12 protein-coding genes and 2 pseudogenes are annotated in these 15,811 nt (G+C 61.2%); 6 read left to right on the forward strand and 8 right to left on the reverse strand.

Translation table 11 applies throughout. The features are described 5' to 3' along the window. Positions 1–36 precede the first annotated feature (36 nt). Both AB4N80_RS22395 and AB4N80_RS22400 read left to right on the forward strand, forming a co-directional pair. A complete protein-coding gene (locus AB4N80_RS22395) occupies positions 37–1,167 on the forward strand; it encodes an HlyD family secretion protein (RefSeq protein WP_354336531.1) in 1,131 nt (376 codons plus the stop codon). After that, complete coding sequence (locus AB4N80_RS22400) at positions 1,157–2,221, forward strand: DUF2955 domain-containing protein (RefSeq protein WP_460078879.1); 1,065 nt, start codon at positions 1,157–1,159, stop codon at positions 2,219–2,221. The genes AB4N80_RS22395 and AB4N80_RS22400 overlap by 11 nt, the downstream gene beginning before the upstream one ends. Before the next feature lie 17 nt (positions 2,222–2,238). Here the strand turns inward: AB4N80_RS22400 and AB4N80_RS22405 are convergent, their stop codons facing one another. The 6 genes and pseudogenes from AB4N80_RS22405 to AB4N80_RS22430 form a co-directional block, all read right to left on the reverse strand. Further along, a complete protein-coding gene (locus tag AB4N80_RS22405) occupies positions 2,239–3,099 on the reverse strand; it encodes a sensor histidine kinase (protein ID WP_460083138.1) in 861 nt (286 codons plus the stop codon). Then, positions 3,100–3,705, reverse strand: a pseudogene (locus tag AB4N80_RS22410) (response regulator transcription factor); the annotation flags it as partial. Further along, positions 3,697–5,961: pseudogene (locus AB4N80_RS22415) on the reverse strand (sensor histidine kinase); the annotation flags it as partial. The pseudogenes AB4N80_RS22410 and AB4N80_RS22415, both read right to left, overlap by 9 nt. A gap of 23 nt (positions 5,962–5,984) precedes the next feature. Then, the gene (locus AB4N80_RS22420) at positions 5,985–7,088 is read right to left on the reverse strand and encodes an ABC transporter substrate-binding protein (RefSeq protein ID WP_122568309.1); all 1,104 of its coding nucleotides are present in this window, start codon (positions 7,086–7,088) and stop codon (positions 5,985–5,987) included. A 441-nt stretch (positions 7,089–7,529) separates the two neighbouring features. Further along, entirely contained in the window at positions 7,530–8,060 is a 531-nt protein-coding gene (locus AB4N80_RS22425; protein WP_460078882.1) for a DUF2867 domain-containing protein, read from the reverse strand. Positions 8,061–8,083: 23 nt separating this feature from the next. Beyond that, positions 8,084–8,728 carry a DJ-1/PfpI family protein gene (locus tag AB4N80_RS22430; RefSeq protein WP_460078885.1) on the reverse strand — a complete coding sequence of 215 codons (645 nt, stop codon included), beginning with the start codon at positions 8,726–8,728 and terminating at the stop codon, positions 8,084–8,086. 126 nt (positions 8,729–8,854) lie between these two features. On the opposite strand from AB4N80_RS22430, the gene AB4N80_RS22435 reads away from it, so the two are divergent. After that, positions 8,855–9,409, forward strand: a complete 555-nt coding sequence (locus AB4N80_RS22435; RefSeq protein WP_460078887.1) for a TetR/AcrR family transcriptional regulator — start codon at positions 8,855–8,857, stop codon at positions 9,407–9,409. Between the two features lie 40 nt (positions 9,410–9,449). On the opposite strand, the gene AB4N80_RS22440 is transcribed toward AB4N80_RS22435, so the two are convergent. Beyond that, on the reverse strand, positions 9,450–10,079 hold the full coding sequence (locus AB4N80_RS22440) for a LysE family translocator (RefSeq protein ID WP_122568306.1): 630 nt from the start codon (positions 10,077–10,079) through the stop codon (positions 9,450–9,452). A gap of 148 nt (positions 10,080–10,227) precedes the next feature. Next, the gene (locus AB4N80_RS22445; RefSeq protein ID WP_122568305.1) at positions 10,228–11,394 is read right to left on the reverse strand and encodes an MFS transporter; all 1,167 of its coding nucleotides are present in this window, start codon (positions 11,392–11,394) and stop codon (positions 10,228–10,230) included. Between the two features lie 95 nt (positions 11,395–11,489). On the opposite strand from AB4N80_RS22445, the gene AB4N80_RS22450 reads away from it, so the two are divergent. The 3 genes from AB4N80_RS22450 to AB4N80_RS22460 all read left to right on the forward strand — a co-directional run bounded on the left by AB4N80_RS22450 (position 11,490) and on the right by AB4N80_RS22460 (position 15,715). Beyond that, positions 11,490–12,383, forward strand: a complete 894-nt coding sequence (locus AB4N80_RS22450) for a LysR family transcriptional regulator (protein WP_122568304.1) — start codon at positions 11,490–11,492, stop codon at positions 12,381–12,383. Between the two features lie 448 nt (positions 12,384–12,831). Further along, complete coding sequence (locus AB4N80_RS22455) at positions 12,832–14,079, forward strand: OprD family porin (RefSeq protein ID WP_122568303.1); 1,248 nt, start codon at positions 12,832–12,834, stop codon at positions 14,077–14,079. A 25-nt stretch (positions 14,080–14,104) separates the two neighbouring features. Continuing rightward, on the forward strand, positions 14,105–15,715 hold the full coding sequence (locus AB4N80_RS22460) for an argininosuccinate lyase (protein WP_122568302.1): 1,611 nt from the start codon (positions 14,105–14,107) through the stop codon (positions 15,713–15,715). The last annotated feature ends 96 nt before the right edge of the window (positions 15,716–15,811 follow it).

Here is a 15,811-nt window from a genome sequence, read left to right on the forward strand (position 1 = left end):
GTTTTTCTTGAGTTGCCATGACTTACAGGTGCCGACATGCCCGAAACACAGAACTCGCCAGTTTCCGTCGAACCTGAGCGCCAAACTGAACCGCCTCCTGAAAAGCCTGCGCCAGCCAATCCGCTGCGGCGCATTGCGCTAGGCGTCGCGGTGTTGATCGCCGTGCTGTTTACCCTCTCCATTTTTATGGAGCGGCGCACGCCCTCGACGTCGCAAGCCGTGGTGCAAGCCTATGTGGTGGAAATGGCTGCCGAGGTGGGTGGCCGTGTGACAGAGATTGCGGTGCTCGACAATGCCCGGGTGAAGGCCGGCCAGGTGCTGTTTCGTATCGACCCGCAACCCTACAAGCTTGTCGTCAGCGAAGCTGAAGCACGGCTGGAGGAAACCGGCCAGACATTGGGTGCCAGTACCGCCTCGGTGGATGCCGCCCAGGCACAGCTGGTGTCGGCGCGTGCACAGCGCGACAACATACGCGAGCAAGCCCGGCGAGTGAATCAATTGGTCGAGCGCGGTGTGTTCGCCCCCGCCCGCCAAGATGAAGCCAAAGCTTCGCTGAGCTCCGCCGAGGCGGCCGTGAGCAAAGCCCAAGCCGACCTGGAACGATCGCGCCAGCAATTAGGGCCCAAAGGCAACGACAACCCGCAATTCAAACAAGCCCTGGCGGCGCTGGAAAAAGCCCGGTTAGATCTGGTGCGTACCGAAGTCATTGCACCGGCCGATGGCGTGATCACCCATCTCCAGCTCGCCGTTGGCCAGGTCGTCAGCGCTGGCCAACCGGCACTGACCTTCATCGACAGAACTACCGTATGGGTGTCTGCCGCCTTCAAGGAAAACAGCCTGGAACATGTGCAGGCTGACGACCCGGCGGAACTGGTGTTCGATGTATTGCCAGGTCGCGTGTTCAAAGGCCGCGTTGAAAGCGTGGGTTGGGGCGTCGCGCAACAGGACAGCAGCAACGCAGCCCTGCCCTCGGTGCGCAACGAGAGTGGTTGGGTGCGCGACCCGCAGCGCTTTCCAGTTCGCCTGATAGTGGAGGAACCTCACCCGATCGGCCCGCGTTATGGCTCACAGGTAACCGTGGTGATCTATACCGATGACAACCCCATGACTAACGCACTGGGGGCATTCATGACACGCCTGGGCGCCTGGCTGAACTATGTCAATTGATCGGCAAGTTGCGCTGGAGCTGCTGCGAATCAAACGCCAGGGATTGCGCGTCGCCCTGGCAGTGACCGTGGGCTTGTGCACGGGTCTGCTCCTGGACGACGTTTTGCCTTTTCTCGCGCCGCTGTTCGCCATCCAGTTCCTCTTGGCCAACCGCCGTGCGCCAGCGCTATCTCAGGGATTGACAACGTTGCTGGTGTGCATGCTGGCCGGCGCGCTGCTGGTGTGTATTACCGGCATGCTCGGTGAGCGGCCGTGGGTGCTCCTGCCGGTGCTGTGGCTGTTCTATTTCGCCTGTTTTACCGCGCAAGGCCAACAACTGGGCGGCGCGGGACCGGCGCTGATGCTGGTCATTGCCATTGTGGTGCCGATGCTCGATATCGTGCAGCCTGATCTGGGCGAGTCCATCGTGCTAGTGCTGGTCAAGGCGGTCAGCCTGGGTTTGCTGCTGACTTGGGGCACCCATGCGCTGCTGCCCGACCCTGCAAGTGAACACACCGACCCGCAAATCCCCCAGCCACGCGAGCTGACGCGGGTGATTCATCAGGCCATGGCCAGCGCGGCGATTCTGCTGGCCATGATTGCGCTGTGCCTGAGCGACCCGCGACTGGCCACGGCGATGGTCGTCCCCATCACGGTGGCCTCGTTGCTTAGCCAGTTTTCCCTTGGCATGAGCAGCCGCACCGCCCTTGGCCTGGTGATGGTCAACCTGCTGGGCGGGGTGGTGGCTTCCCTGGCCTTCACGCTGTTCGAACTGCGGCCGACCCTATGGCTGGTGGCGCTGATCCTGCTGCTGGTAAGCCTGCTGTTTGCCGGCCGAGCCGCCATGGGTAACGCCGCTGGCAAAGTATTCGGCGGGGGGCTCATGACCTTCCTTATTCTGTTCGGGCTCGGTGTATCACCGTTGCCGACAGAAACGCCCCAGCTGTTTTCCACCCGTATTGCCTACGTGCTATTTGCGGTTGTCTATGCCATTGGCCTGGCCACGCTGCTGTGGCCAAGCACCCATGCCGGCCGAGGCGACCAGTGCCCAGCGCAGCCGATCGTCGACCAGTAGTCTCTGCGGTCCGGTGTTCACCGCTTACTCAGCGAAGCCTCAAGAGGAATATCGAGAGTAAAGGTTGCGCCCTGTCCAACTCCGTCGCTATGCACCGTCAAGCTGCCACCCATTTCCTGCGCGGCCAGCGCGCAGCTGTGCAGGCCGAAACCGTGACCGTCTTTACGCGTCGTGAAGCCATGGGAAAAGATACGCGGCAGGTGCTCAGGCGCAATCCCATTGCCGTTGTCGGCCACCGTGATACGCAATACCTGCCCTTCAGCGAGGGAGGCGCTGAGCGTGACACATGGGCTGCGATCGATCACGCCGTCCAACGCCTGCTTGGCATTACCGATCAGGTTCACCAGAATCAGCAGCACCCGGTGCCGGTCCAACGGCAACAGGGGCAAGTCGGCGATGTTCTTGACCATCGTCACCTCCTGGCGGGCCAGCAATCCAGCACTCATGCGCAAGGCATCGTCGATCAACGCTGCGACCGGCACTGTCTCGACAATACTGACGGCAACGGCATAGGACTGTTGGGCCGCGACAATGGTTTTGATGTGGTCAATGCCCTTGGTGAGTTGTCCGAGTTCTTCGATGATGCTCTGTTGCTCTGCCGCCACCACCCCCGCCAGCTTGAGCAGGTAGTCGGGCAGCATCTTTCCCTTGTGGTCTTTGGTGAGAAAGTCGCTCAGGTCGTGAACGTGTTCGTTCATCAACTGAGCCACCTTGCCCAGTCCCCGGGCTTTGGAGGTGCGCATCTGGCTGCTGACCAGTTCTGCCGATACGTTCACGCTGTTGAGGACGTTGCCGACGTTGTGCAGCACCGTCGTGGCGATTTCGGCCATGCCCGCCTGACGGGATTTTGCATGCAGTTCGGTTTGCACCTGGCTCATGCGCAGCGCCGCGCGTACGCGCGCCTTGAGTTCCAGCGGCGAAAAGGGTTTGGCAATATAGTCATCGGCACCACTCTCCAGCCCGGAGACGCAGGCCTCGCTACCGCCGCGGGCGGTCACCAGGATCACGGGCAAATGGGCAAAACCGGCGCTGGCCTTGATTCTGGCTGTCAGGCCAAAGCCGTCGAGCTTGGGCATCATCACATCCGAAACCACGACATCGATGGGTCGAAGCTGCAGCAGTGCCCAGGCCTGCTCCCCATCAGTTGCGGTGGCGACGATGTAATCGTCTCGCAAAAGCTCGCTGAGATAGCCCAGCATTTCCGGGCTGTCGTCGACCACCAGCACTCTGGATCGCGAGGCATGTTCCGGGGGCTGCTCGTCGTCGGCGCCTTGGGGCGAAGCTCGATCGTTGCGACTGCCACTGTGACCGTCGTCGAAACGCAGGTGGCGCTGCTCGGTTGCGCTTGTCGTGCTCGATGACGATCGCTGCTGCATAGGGCTGGCTTCGGTCGGCATGGTGTTCTGCTCAACCCCCAGCGGCAGTCGAACAAAGAAGCACGAACCCCGTCCGGGCTCGCTGCTGACACCGACTTCACCCCCCATCAGTTCGACCAGATCCTTGACCAGGGCCAGACCAATGCCTGTACCGCTGTAGTGGCGCGTGGCGGAATTGTCGATCTGGGAAAAACGCTGGAACAGCAGCGGCAGTTTGTCAGGCGCGATGCCAATCCCCGAGTCTTGCACCGCGAGCTCAAATCGCTCGCCATCGAACGGCGTGACTGCCAGGTGCACGGTGCCGCCAGCAGGCGTGAACTTAATGGCATTGCTCACCAGGTTGAGAAGAATCTTCTCGAAGTGTTGGGAGTCCAGAAACACCGTACCCAGCGCGGGATCGATGCTGCAGGTCAAGGTGCAGCCTTTGCCTGCGGCCACCATGGCGGCGTCCTCGGCCAGAACACCCACCACCTTGTTCAAGTCAATGGGTGTTGGACACAGCTCAAACTTGCCCGCTTCGGCCTTGGAAAAATCGAGGATGTCGTTCACCCGGTTCATCAAGCGCAGGGCGTTGCGTTGGGCGCGGTCGATTTGCACATGCCAGTCCGCTGGCGGGGTAGTCGCCGCCGAGAGCTGCTCCAAGGGGGCGAGAATGAGGGTCAAGGGGGTGCGCAACTCGTGGCTGACCGTGGCCACGAAATCGCTCTTTGCCTGGTTAGCCGTCTCGGCCTGGTTGCGCGCCTGAATGAGTTCGATGGCCTGCGCCTCCAGTACCTCGGTCTGGTGGTGCAGCGTGTCGGTCCGTTCGGCGACCATTCTCTCCAAGGAGGCCTGGACTTGCTGGCGTTCGGCCTCGGCCTCGGCCTCCAACACCCGGATGCGCAGGGCGTTCTCCTGGAACACCCGTACGGCGCGGGTCATGATGCCAATCTCATCGCCGCGTCCGGCGCTGGCGATCTCGGCGTTCAGGTCGCCAGCCGCAAGCCGGCGCATGACCGAGGCCAGGGCCACGATGGGCTGCGCGACGAATCGCGACGTACTCCAGGCGATGGCGCCGGCCAGCAGAATGGCGACGGTGCCGGCAACGATCGTCGCAAGCATGCTGCGATCATTGTGGATCAAGGCGTCGGAGCGTGCTTGGCCAGCGAAGCGCGCCACCAACAGGCCGGCGCTCCGTGCCTCGTCGCGAACCTGGTCGCGTGCGTCGCTCAAGGCACTGCTCGCTTGATGGAACCTGGCGAATGCCGCCCGGTAGCCGGCAATCTGATCGCTGACCGTCAGGGACGTAGCCTTGGCCTGCAGCCCCACGGACGCAGGGAGAACCCGAGAGAGCCGGGAGAGTTCGTCCAGGATATGGCTAACTGAGCCGGCGACCTCGGCCGACGGTGACAGGCGAAACGACAAGGTCTGCGCCTCCAGGGTGGCAACACGCTCGGCGAAACGCTTGGACAACGCGGCGGCATTTCGCAGCAGACCGGTTGCTGCCTGAATGTCGCTGGCGTCATGGGCGACGTGTCCATCCACGTCACCCAACATTGCCTCGAGGCGCTCGGCCATATCCCCGACGGTGGCGAGATACCGCAAAGCCTCGCCTCCCCGAAGCTTGGGCGCTTCGCCAAGGTGCTCGACCGCCAGGCTGGCAGCAGCGAGCGCCGTCGCCAATTGCTCCAGGGCCTCTCTCTCCTGCGGCGCTCCCATCAACTCGTGCAATTGCTCGACCACAGGCTGGAGCGCCGCGCTGGCGTTCCGCGCCGCAGTAGCGGCCTCCCCGTCACCGGTCACCAGCATCCTGGCCACATTGGCGGTGATGATCCGTTCGCCATTGCGCAGGATATCCAGGATGCGATGGGCGCTTTCGATGTTGCTCACCCGCGCCTCGTGCTCCACGGTGCGGGACTCAAGCCCTTTCAACCCATCGGCGATGCCCTGTTCGACGAGGATCGTCGCCTCTCGCATCCGGCCGTAGTGGGCTGTCATGTTCTCCGTTTCGCCGTCCATGGTCAGGCTCGCCGCCCGCAAGGCGGCGATCGCCGCAGCGAGCCGTTCCAGACTGCCCTTGAGCGATTGCGCCTCGGCCACCGCAATGGCGGAGAGGCCGTCGATCGCCGTCGCCACCATGCCTTCGGCCTGGGACAGGCTTCCCTGGTCGCGGGTAGCGATGAAGTTTTCCACCCGCCCGGTGGCCCCGTTGACCGAGGCCAGGATTTCCGCGGAATGGCTGGCGGAATCCACCGCACGTACCATGCCGCGCAGGCCGTAGAGGTTCACCAGCGACACCGCCAGCATCAGGAACACCAGCGCGGCGACCGCCAGGCCAATCCTGACGGCAATGGGCCTGTCCGTGGCGGGCCGGAATGTCGACATGGTGCCTCGCCTCCCGTCCGCCACTACTGCTTCGTCACCTCAGGCAAAGGTGTCGTCGGCGGCGCCGTCTTGTTGATGGCCGCGTCGATCATCGCCACCACGGAAGCCTGGTCATAGGAAGGATTGGCGGCGCCGCCCACCGGCATCGTGGCGAGCCAGGCGTCCAGGTCTTTCCCATCGATACGCACCAGCGGCACTTCGACGAACTTCGGCACCTGCTTGCCCGCCAGAACCTGCTGGGCCACCCAGAACCCCACCTGGGAGACGCTTGGGGAGGCGGAGACGGAGACGGTCTCGTAGCCATTGGCATCGCGCTCCTGTTTCCACAGGGCAAGTTCGTCCTGACGATTTCCCATCACGATGATCGGTAAAGGGCGTCCTGCCGCCTTGAATGCCATGGCCGCGCCATAACCGTCGCCCCCTTGAGTCGCGACGGCATCGATGCTGGGCAGCGACGGCAGCGCCAGCGCCACCTCCTTGCGTGCGACGGAAGCGGTCCAGTTCCCGTAGACGGTCTTGGCGAACTTCAGGCCCGGATAATCGCTGGCGGCCTTGCGGATGCCGTCGCTGATGTTTTTATCGGTGGCATCGCCGGCAATGCCGCGGATCTCCAGCAGCGTGCCGTTCCCCTTGAGGCGCTCGGCGATGTAATCCATTTCCACGCGGCCCATGGCGGACCAGTTGTAATCCACGGTATAGACGCAGCTTTCGGTGACGAGGCTGGCCATGACCACCACCACGATGCCGGCGTTGCAGGCGTCGCGGATCACCCCGTTGAGGGCGGTGTCGGACGCGGCCAGGACGACGATGGCGTTCACGCCCTTGACGATCAAGTCCTGGATATGGGCCGCTTGTTCCGACGCCGAGTTATTCGCGCTGACCACCGGAGCCTCGCGGATCAAGCCATCCTTTTGCGCCTGGACCGCGATCTCCTGCCAGTTGCGCACCATCACCTTGCGAAAATCGCTGCCCGCGTAGGAGTTGCTGAAGGCGATGCTATGGCTTGCGGTAGGGGCGCGGGCGATGCCACCGTCGGCAGCCAGGGCTGGATGGGCGGCAACCATTGCCAGCCCGGTCACGCAGCCAGCGAAGCGCCACAAGAGTTTGTGGATCGGTTTGGTGTTCATGTTGTTCTCCATCGTGCTTGGGGATTACCAAAAGTCATCCACCTGCACCTGCCGACAGCCTGGATCGACTGCTTGATCTGGTTTGGAGAAGTCGGCCTGCAGATTGGAGATTCGACCCTGTGAAGTTTGGAGCAGGCATTCAACTTGAGCCAAGAACCTCACGCAAATGCTCACGAACTGACGATGGGGCGCCCAGGGATCAAAATGCGCCGATGGGCACCTGTTACCAGATGGCTCATTCGGTCACTACAACAGTAGAACCGGGCATGTAGTACTAGACACATACAGACTCCTTTCCTTGGCGGCCGATCATTGAAACCCGTAGATTGCCTGCAGTGGCAATGAGCATAGTCGCAACGTGCCCGATTCGCTCGCGGTCGTGGAGGATTTCAGAATGGACCTCTTTTCAGAGATCCATTTTTGCACACAGCGCTCTCAGCCTTAGGGGCAGCCAGCCAGAGGCCAACCGACGCGCGCCGCGCGCAGGAGGCTGGCCTTGACGACCAAGCGGTGAAAGGGGGCGATCACGAAAATGTAGACCCGGCCCAGACGGTTGTGGCATTGGACCACGGTTGAAAGAACGAGTTGGCGACTGCCTTCTGGCTCTGCCCCTTCAGAACATAGGATCGATATCCGGAAGTCGAGGTGCTTGTCGTCCTCGCCCAACACGATTTCAGTCTGGTTCGTGCTGTAGACCTTGAAGACGCCAACCCGATCAGCAAGGGTTGCCAAATGTTTGGCTGTCTTGAGACCAAAACAGGCAACGATAGTGTCTCGGATGTTCAAGAGCCATCCGATCCAGGATGGCTGATGGGAAAAGATGAATCGAGCCAGCAAATCTGGATTGCCGGATGTGCCCGCAGGGAGCCGAATCGCAAAAGCGTCCGCCAGGTTCATCGACTGGTAAAGAAGGGTGATGCCGGACCTCGAAGGGACTGGCACCGCCTTAATGAGCTCAAATTCTTGGGGCATCGGGGTTCTCTCCTGAGTTCCAACTACCAATTAGACGACCTGCCATGTCGCGTTTCCTGTTGGAAGGCGCGCACTTCTCCTTGTCGGATACTGAGCCCGATCAAGGCATCATAAAGCGCTTGCTGTCCTGTGGGTAGAACAGGCAGCAAGGTCGCACGGCGCTTGTCGGCATCGAACCAGGATTCAACCAACCATCCCACCAGATAGAGCGCCGAAAGGCATCCGCCAGCGGTTGCAACGTTCCCCTGGCATACAAGAGGCTGGTCCATCGGCGTAAGTCCCAGCGCTTGCAAGCCAGATCGTGCATCCGGGTGTGTCGTTGCCTGGCCACTGAGCAGCCCCAGCCGTTCGAGGATGAAAGCGCCGGCGCAGATGGAGCCGATTCGCTGGCGCCTGGCGTCAAGTTCAAACGACGGCAGGAAATCCGGGGCGGCCAGTGCAGCGGGTATCCCTTCCTTTCCGCTGACGAACAATACCGCGTCGGCACTATTGGCCTCGCAAAGCGGACCGTGCACCGAAACAGGCAAGCCGTGCGCCGACCGCACGATAGCGCTGGAAGCCAATATTCGAACGTGCCAGTCCGCCGTGTTGCGGCCTAGAATGTCCCACATCAGGAACAGGTCGATATCCGTGAATTGGTCGAAAGCAACCAGAACGATTTTCTTCAAGGCGAGCTCCATGGAAAGTGCTGGCGTGCAAAACGCAACGGCCATCTTTGCGGGTGTTCGCAGCGTATCAATCGGTTACACACCATACACAGTCTGTATGGCGCCAACTCTGGAGCGAAATAACGGGTGAGAAAACTAACGCGTCACCATTGGATCGCGGCGGGTTTTGAAGCCCTCGACCAAATAGGGCATGTTGGCGTTTCGGCCGAAAGTCTATCGCGCCGATTGGATGTGACCCGCGGATCGTTCTATCACCACTTCCGCAATCGCGAAGACTTTGTACGCACCTTGCTCGCCGCTTGGGAAGAAGACTACACGGAGCGCATGCTCGCTTATGCGGCCCAGGGTCGCAGCGCGGGCGAAATATTGAGACGCTACTTGAGTATTGCCGCTGAGAAGCAACCTGGACGGGAGGTTTCCATCCGAGCCTGGTCGCTGCACGACCCGTTGGTAGGCGAGTTTCAGCAGCGTGTTGACACAAGACGACTGGACTTCGCGATACGGACGTGCCGCCGCTTGGTCCCTATGCCAGGCCAAGCGGAAGTGATTGGACAGGTGGCCCACCTGTGCCTGATTGGTGGTCAACAGGCCGGGCTGCGGCGTGATGCCGCTCGCTTCAACGGTTTCCTGCACCGAGCCTTTTCACTTTTCGAAGGGGCGCTTGCACCGTGGCGGGCCTAGCGGCCTTGAACCCAAGCCGTCGATGACTTTTAAGGTGGGCTCAAGCCGGATTGGAAACCGCCAACTTGAGCCCAAACGCGACAAAAACGCCGCCTGTGAGTCGATCCAGGGCCTTCAAGGCTGCCGGGCGCTTCAGGAAATTGCTCAGTGGCACCGTCGCCGCCACCAGAATGCCGAACCAGGCCAGCGTCAACAGCACGTGTAACGCCGCAAGGAAGAAGGAGTAACTGGCCACGTTCGCGCCACTGGGGACAAACTGCGGGAGGAACGTGATGTAGAAGACACCTATCTTGGGGTTCAGCAGATTAGTCAATAAACCGCGAATAAAGGCGTCACGCGCAGAGGCAGCCACGTTCTCGCTCCCCTGCCCTTGCAGCGTTGTCCGAGGTCGCAGCAGCAGTTTGACACCCAGCCAGACGAGATAAGCGGCGCCGACAATTTTCAGCGCAAGGTAAGCCCACTCCGAAGCTTGCAACAGGGCACCGAGCCCCAGTGACACCGCGGCGCCCCACACCAGACACCCAAGCACGATACCGATAGACGCCATCGCCGCCGAACGTCGCCCCCCGGTCGCTGTAGCACGAAGCACCATGGCGGTGTCCACGCCGGGAGTAACCGTGAGCACTGACGCAGCAGCGATGAAGGCAAGCAGCAGGGAGAAGTCGCTCATGTGGATGTCCATGGCAGTCGGCAGCCCGTAAGGCTAGTCACTCTAATCAGCCACTTGAAGTTTGGTCAAACGTTCTATGTGGCTCCGAGCCCACTGCTCAGCAGTGGTGGCTTGAATCGACTGCTGCTCGCTTGCATTCGCGCCACCGTCACAATGCCGCAGCCACAACCACTCTGGAACGCCAGGCGAAAGCCAGCACCATCAGCAACCCCAAGCCAGCCATTGCCGCTCCGGCCAGGGCAATCGCCGGGTAACCCAACCCCGCGTTGATCACCGCGCCGCCTAGCGCCGCGCCAATCGCGTTGCCAAAGTTGAAGGCCCCAATATTCACTGCCGAGGCCAGATTAGGCGCGTCCTTGGCGGCTTCCATCACGCGCATTTGCAATGGAGGTACCAAGGCAAAACTGGCGATCCCCCAGATCAAGATGGCGACCGCAGCCGGTAGCGGCCAGCGCATCAATACGGTGAACGCCAGCAAGACGAGAATCAACACGCTCAGCGAAACGATCAGGGTGCGGTCTATCGAGCGATCCGCCGCCTTGCCGCCCCACATATTGCCCAGCGTCAGCCCCACCCCGAACAGCACCAGCATGGCCGTGATGAAAGTGGCGGAGGCATGCGTCTCACTGCTCAGGATCGGGGCGATATAAGTGAAAACGGTGAACATCGCACCTGAGCCGACGACGGTCAGGGCCAGCGCCCCCAACACCGGTCCACGGCCCAGTACCCGAATTTCGGCCAACACACCGATGCTTTGCGGCGTCGGCACGTTGGGCAGGGCGAACCACAACGCGGCCATGGCCACTACCCCCAGGCCGGTAATCCCCCAGAATGCGCTGCGCCAGCCGAACAGTTCGCCAAACCAGGCGGCCAGCGGCACGCCGCCGATGGTCGCCAGGGTCAGGCCCATGAACATGGCCGCGACCGCCCCGGCCCGTTTCTGCGGGGCGACCACGCTGGCGGCGACGATGGCGCCAACGCCAAAGAACGCACCGTGATTCAGTGAGGTCACCACCCTGGCGACCATAAGGCTGTAGTAATCGGTCGCCAGCGCTGACATCAGATTACCCAGTGTGAAAATCGCCATGAGTCCGATCAACAGATAGCGCCGGGGAATCCTGCCGGTGGTCAGGGTCATCAGCGGCGCGCCGAGCAGTACGCCAAGAGCGTAAGCACTGACCAACAGGCCTGCGGCTGGAATGGAAACGCCGAGATCCGCAGCGATGCCCGGCAACATGCCCATGGGGGCGAACTCGGTGACGCCGATGCCAAAGGCACCCATGGCGAGTGCGACAAGTGGTGGATTGATACGCATTGGAAGGCTCCTTATCTATGCCGCAGATGCTACGATCCAGCCTTTCCTGGCGGTAGATAGCATTTCTGGCAATCACCTTTGCGCAAGGAGCACAAATGGACTTCAACGGCAGATCCGGTGAAATGACTATGTTCGCCACGGTAGCGCAGGAAGGCAGCTTGTCGGCCGCCGCGCGTGCACTGGGGCTGACCCCCTCGGCGGTCAGTCGGGTCATCGCGCGTACCGAACAACGTCTTGGCACCCGCCTGCTGTTGCGTACCACTCGATCGATCACCCTCACCGCCGAGGGCGAGGCTTACCTTCGCGGCGCCCGGCGTATCCTGGCTGACATGGCCGAGGTCGAAGAAGCTGTCGCCGACCAGGGCGTGCCCAAGGGCCGGTTGCGGGTCAGTGCCGCCCTTGGTCATGGGCGGCAGACCATCGTTCCTCTGGTGGCCGCCTTCAGCGCCCGTTACCCGAACATTGTCGTCGACCTCACCCTCGGCGACGAAGTCGTCGACATTCTCGGCGGCCAGGCCGACGTGGCGGTACGCTTTGGCCATTTGCCCGACAGCCCACTGACCGCGCGCAGGATTGGCGACACCGGCCAGGTGGTGGTGGCCTCGCCCGAGTATCTAGAGCGCCATGGCACACCCCTGGAACCGGAAGACCTGCTACGGCACAACTGCCTGCGCTTCAATTTCCGTCGCGCCGAACCCAACTGGCCGTTCACTCGCGACGGCAGAGCGTTTTCCCTGAAGGTCAGCGGCAACATCGAATGCAGCAGTGGTGAGGCGCTGGCACAACTCGCACGGGTAGGCGCGGGCATCGCGCGTATCGGCGATTTCACCGTCGCCGAGGACCTGCAGCGCGGCGACCTGATACCGCTGCTGGAAGAATGGAACCCCGGAGACCGGGAGCCGATTCATGCGGTGTTCGTAGGTGGCTCGGCGATGCCGGCGCGGGTGCGAGTGTTCGTGGACTTTCTGCTGGAACATCATCGGATGTGAGGGCTGTTAGCCGAATGATCCCTTCGGAAAATCGCAGCTATCGACCAGCGTGTGTGAAAACGCGTATGACGTCGCGGTGACGTTATGCAGGTTCGAGGACCTGCACCCACTGGCTTCTCAACTAACGCCTCAGGTCAGGCCTTTTCTCCAGTAGGTCTCAGTTCCTGAACGGACCACCCGTGATGATCGGCCATGACCTGAGAACGGCCAAGACAGGAAACGGCGGACTCTGTTGAAAAAATCGTCTCCGGTAGTTTAAGACTTTTTCAGGGAGTACTTGGCCGATAAACAAAAGCCGCTAGCCATATTCAAAACATCTGCAATCGACACTTTCTATATATTTTCAATCTGAAAGCCGACTCGTTAGCCTGCACTTGCCGGACGTCGTCTCCCTTCGCCCTCCGGTCACACAACTCTAAAAACAAAGCAGCAGCCAATGGGTATAACAATGACAAAATCCCCTATCGCCCTGGGGTTGACTTCGGCCACCCTGGGTTTGACCCTCGCCTTCCCTACCTTTGCTGAAGCTGACTTTTTCGAAGACAGCAAGGCCGACCTCGAACTTCGCAACTTCTACTTCAACAGTGATTTCCGCCAGGACGGTGCCAACCAGTCCAAGCGGGATGAATGGGCCCAAGGGCTGATTCTCAACTACCAGTCGGGCTTTACCGACGGGCCCGTAGGATTTGGCGTCGATGCCATGGGCTTGCTGGGTTTGAAGCTCGACTCCGGCCCTGATCGGCAAAACAGCGGACTGTTACCCGTGGGTAATGACAAGGCCCCGGACAGCTACAGCCGCATGGGCGCTACCGCCAAAGCACGGATTTCCAAAAGCGTGCTGAAAGTCGGGACCTTGATTCCCAAGCTGCCGACCGTGCTGCCCAACGACGGACGCCTGTTGCCACAAACCTTTCGCGGCGCGCAGTTGACCAGCCAGGACATCGACGGCCTGACCTTCGACGCCGGGCGCCTGACCAGCAACACCTTGCGTAATGTCAGTGGCCACGATGACATCGAAGTCGCCGGCAAAGGCATCAAGGGCGCCGTGCCCAGCGACAAATTCGACTTCGCCAGCGCCAACTACAAGTGGAGCAAAGACCTCGCCACCGGCTACCACTACGCCCGCCTGGAGAACAACTACAAGCAGAACATCTTCAACGTGGTGCACACCCTGTCGCTGGGCAAGTCCCATTCGTTCAAGACCGATTTACGCTACGCCGACTCCAGCAGCGACGGCCATACCAACATCGACAACCAGGCCTTCGGTGCGCGGTTCACCTACAGCATTCAGGGCCACTCGTTCGGCACGGCCTATCAGGTCATGAAAGGCACCACCGGCTTTCCGCACCTCGATGGCACCGACTCCTACCTGGTCAACTACGTGATGATCTCGCCGGATTTCGCCAACCCCGAGGAGAGGTCCTGGCAGGCTCGCTACGACTACGACTTCGCCGCCCTAGGCCTGCCCGGCCTAACTTTCATGACGCGCTACCTCAAGGGCGACAACTTCGAACGCTCCAAAGGCGTGGAAGGCACCGAGTGGGAGCGCAACACCGACATCGGCTACGTATTCCAGAGCGGCGCGCTGAAGAACCTCGGTGTGAAATGGCGCAACGGCACTTACCGCAGCAACGGCAAGGGCAATGACATCGACCAGAACCGGTTCATCGTCAGCTACACCCTGCCCCTGTTGTAACCCATTAAAAATGCGGAGCATTAACATGAACGCCTATAAGACACTCATCCACCTCGCCGTGGCCTTCGCCCTGTTCAGCAGTTACGGCGCCTACGCCGCCGACACCGGGCAGCTGCCCTGCAGCACGACTGAACAGTGCGCGGCCCAGGCCGCGAAAGTCGGCGCCACGACCGATACCTCGCAGGCGTCGCGCAAGGCCAAGGTCGATCCGACCCAAACCCAGTTTGCCTGGCTAAACCGTATCAACAAAGCCTCGATTGTAATGCTCACCGAAGAAGGCATCGTCAAGCCGAACATGGGCCACAAGATCGCTGGCGGCGTGCGTTACGCCATCGACCAGGCCGACCAGCCCGGCGGCAAGCGTCCCGATGATGTGCTGCAACTGGAAAAAATCATGACCGACAAGATCGGTCCCGAGGCGTCGCTGATCCATTCCGGCCGCAGCCGCCAGGACATGCTGGCGACGTTCCGTCTGGCCAAATTACGTACACAGGTACTGGCCTACAGCGAAGCACTGAACGCCACCCGCCAACGGATCCTGCGCCTGGCAGAGAAAAACGTCGACACCCTGGTGCCGGCCTATACCAACGGCGTGCAGGCCATGCCGATCAGTTATGCGCACTACCTGTTGGCGTTCGAAGCCGCGTTTGATCGCGATGGCCAGCGCATTCGTGAACTCTACAGCCGTCTCAACCTGAGTCCTATGGGCACTGCCGTGCTGGCGAACTCCGCCTACCCGCTGAACCGCGAGCGCCTGGCCGAGCTGCTGGGGTTTGATGGCGTGCGGGAAAACTCCTTGGATTCGAGCCAGGTCTCGACCTATGACATCCCGATAGAAGCGGCGAACCTGGCAGCGTCCTCGGCGATTCGGGTGGGCGCGATGATTGGCGACATCCATACCCAGTATCATCAGATTCGCCCTTGGCTGCTGCTGGATGAGGAGTCCACCTATACCAGCAGCGCGATGCCGCAGAAACGAAATCCAGGCTTGCTGATGCGCACCCGTGAGTCGGCCTCGGATGTAGTCGGGCTGTCGCAGACCGTAACCTTACGCGCCCATAACGTTACCACCGGCATGACCGACTACAAGTTCGCCTTCGATTCGCTGGGGCTGTTCCAGTCCACCGGCGAGATGTTCAAGAACCTGAATGCGGTGCTCGACGCGCTGCAAATCAATCCGCAGCGCGCCCTCGAAGAACTGGAGTCGGAGTGGTCCACATCGATGGAACTGGCCGACACCCTGGAGCGGCAATTCAAAGTGCCGTTTCGCATTGGCCATGGCTTCGCATCGCTGATCGTCACCGAGGCGCGCAGCAACGGCACCACGCCGAAGACTTTCCCTTATGCCGATGCGCAGAAGCTGTATCGCCAGGCGGCGGACAAGTACAACTGGACGCCCAACATCTTGCCGTTGGATGAGTCGGGCTTCCGGGCGGCGTTGTCGCCGACCCAAATGGTCAAGACTCGCAAAGGCACGGGCGGCCCGCAGCCGGAAGAGGTCAAGCGGATGCTGGCTGAGGCGCGTAAAACGCTCGATAGCGATCAGAGATGGCTGGCCGAGCGTCGCATAAAACTGAAAGACGCTGAAGACACTCTGAATAAGGCATTCGACAAGCTGGTAGACGCCAAAAACTGAACCGTAAAACACTGGAGACCAAGCCTGGGATGGCGCAGTGTCAGTCAGCCAACCTGACTGATGCTCCGCCATCGCAAGCCAGCCAGCGCCCGCATT

This window comes from Pseudomonas sp. H3_A02 (assembly GCF_054671965.1).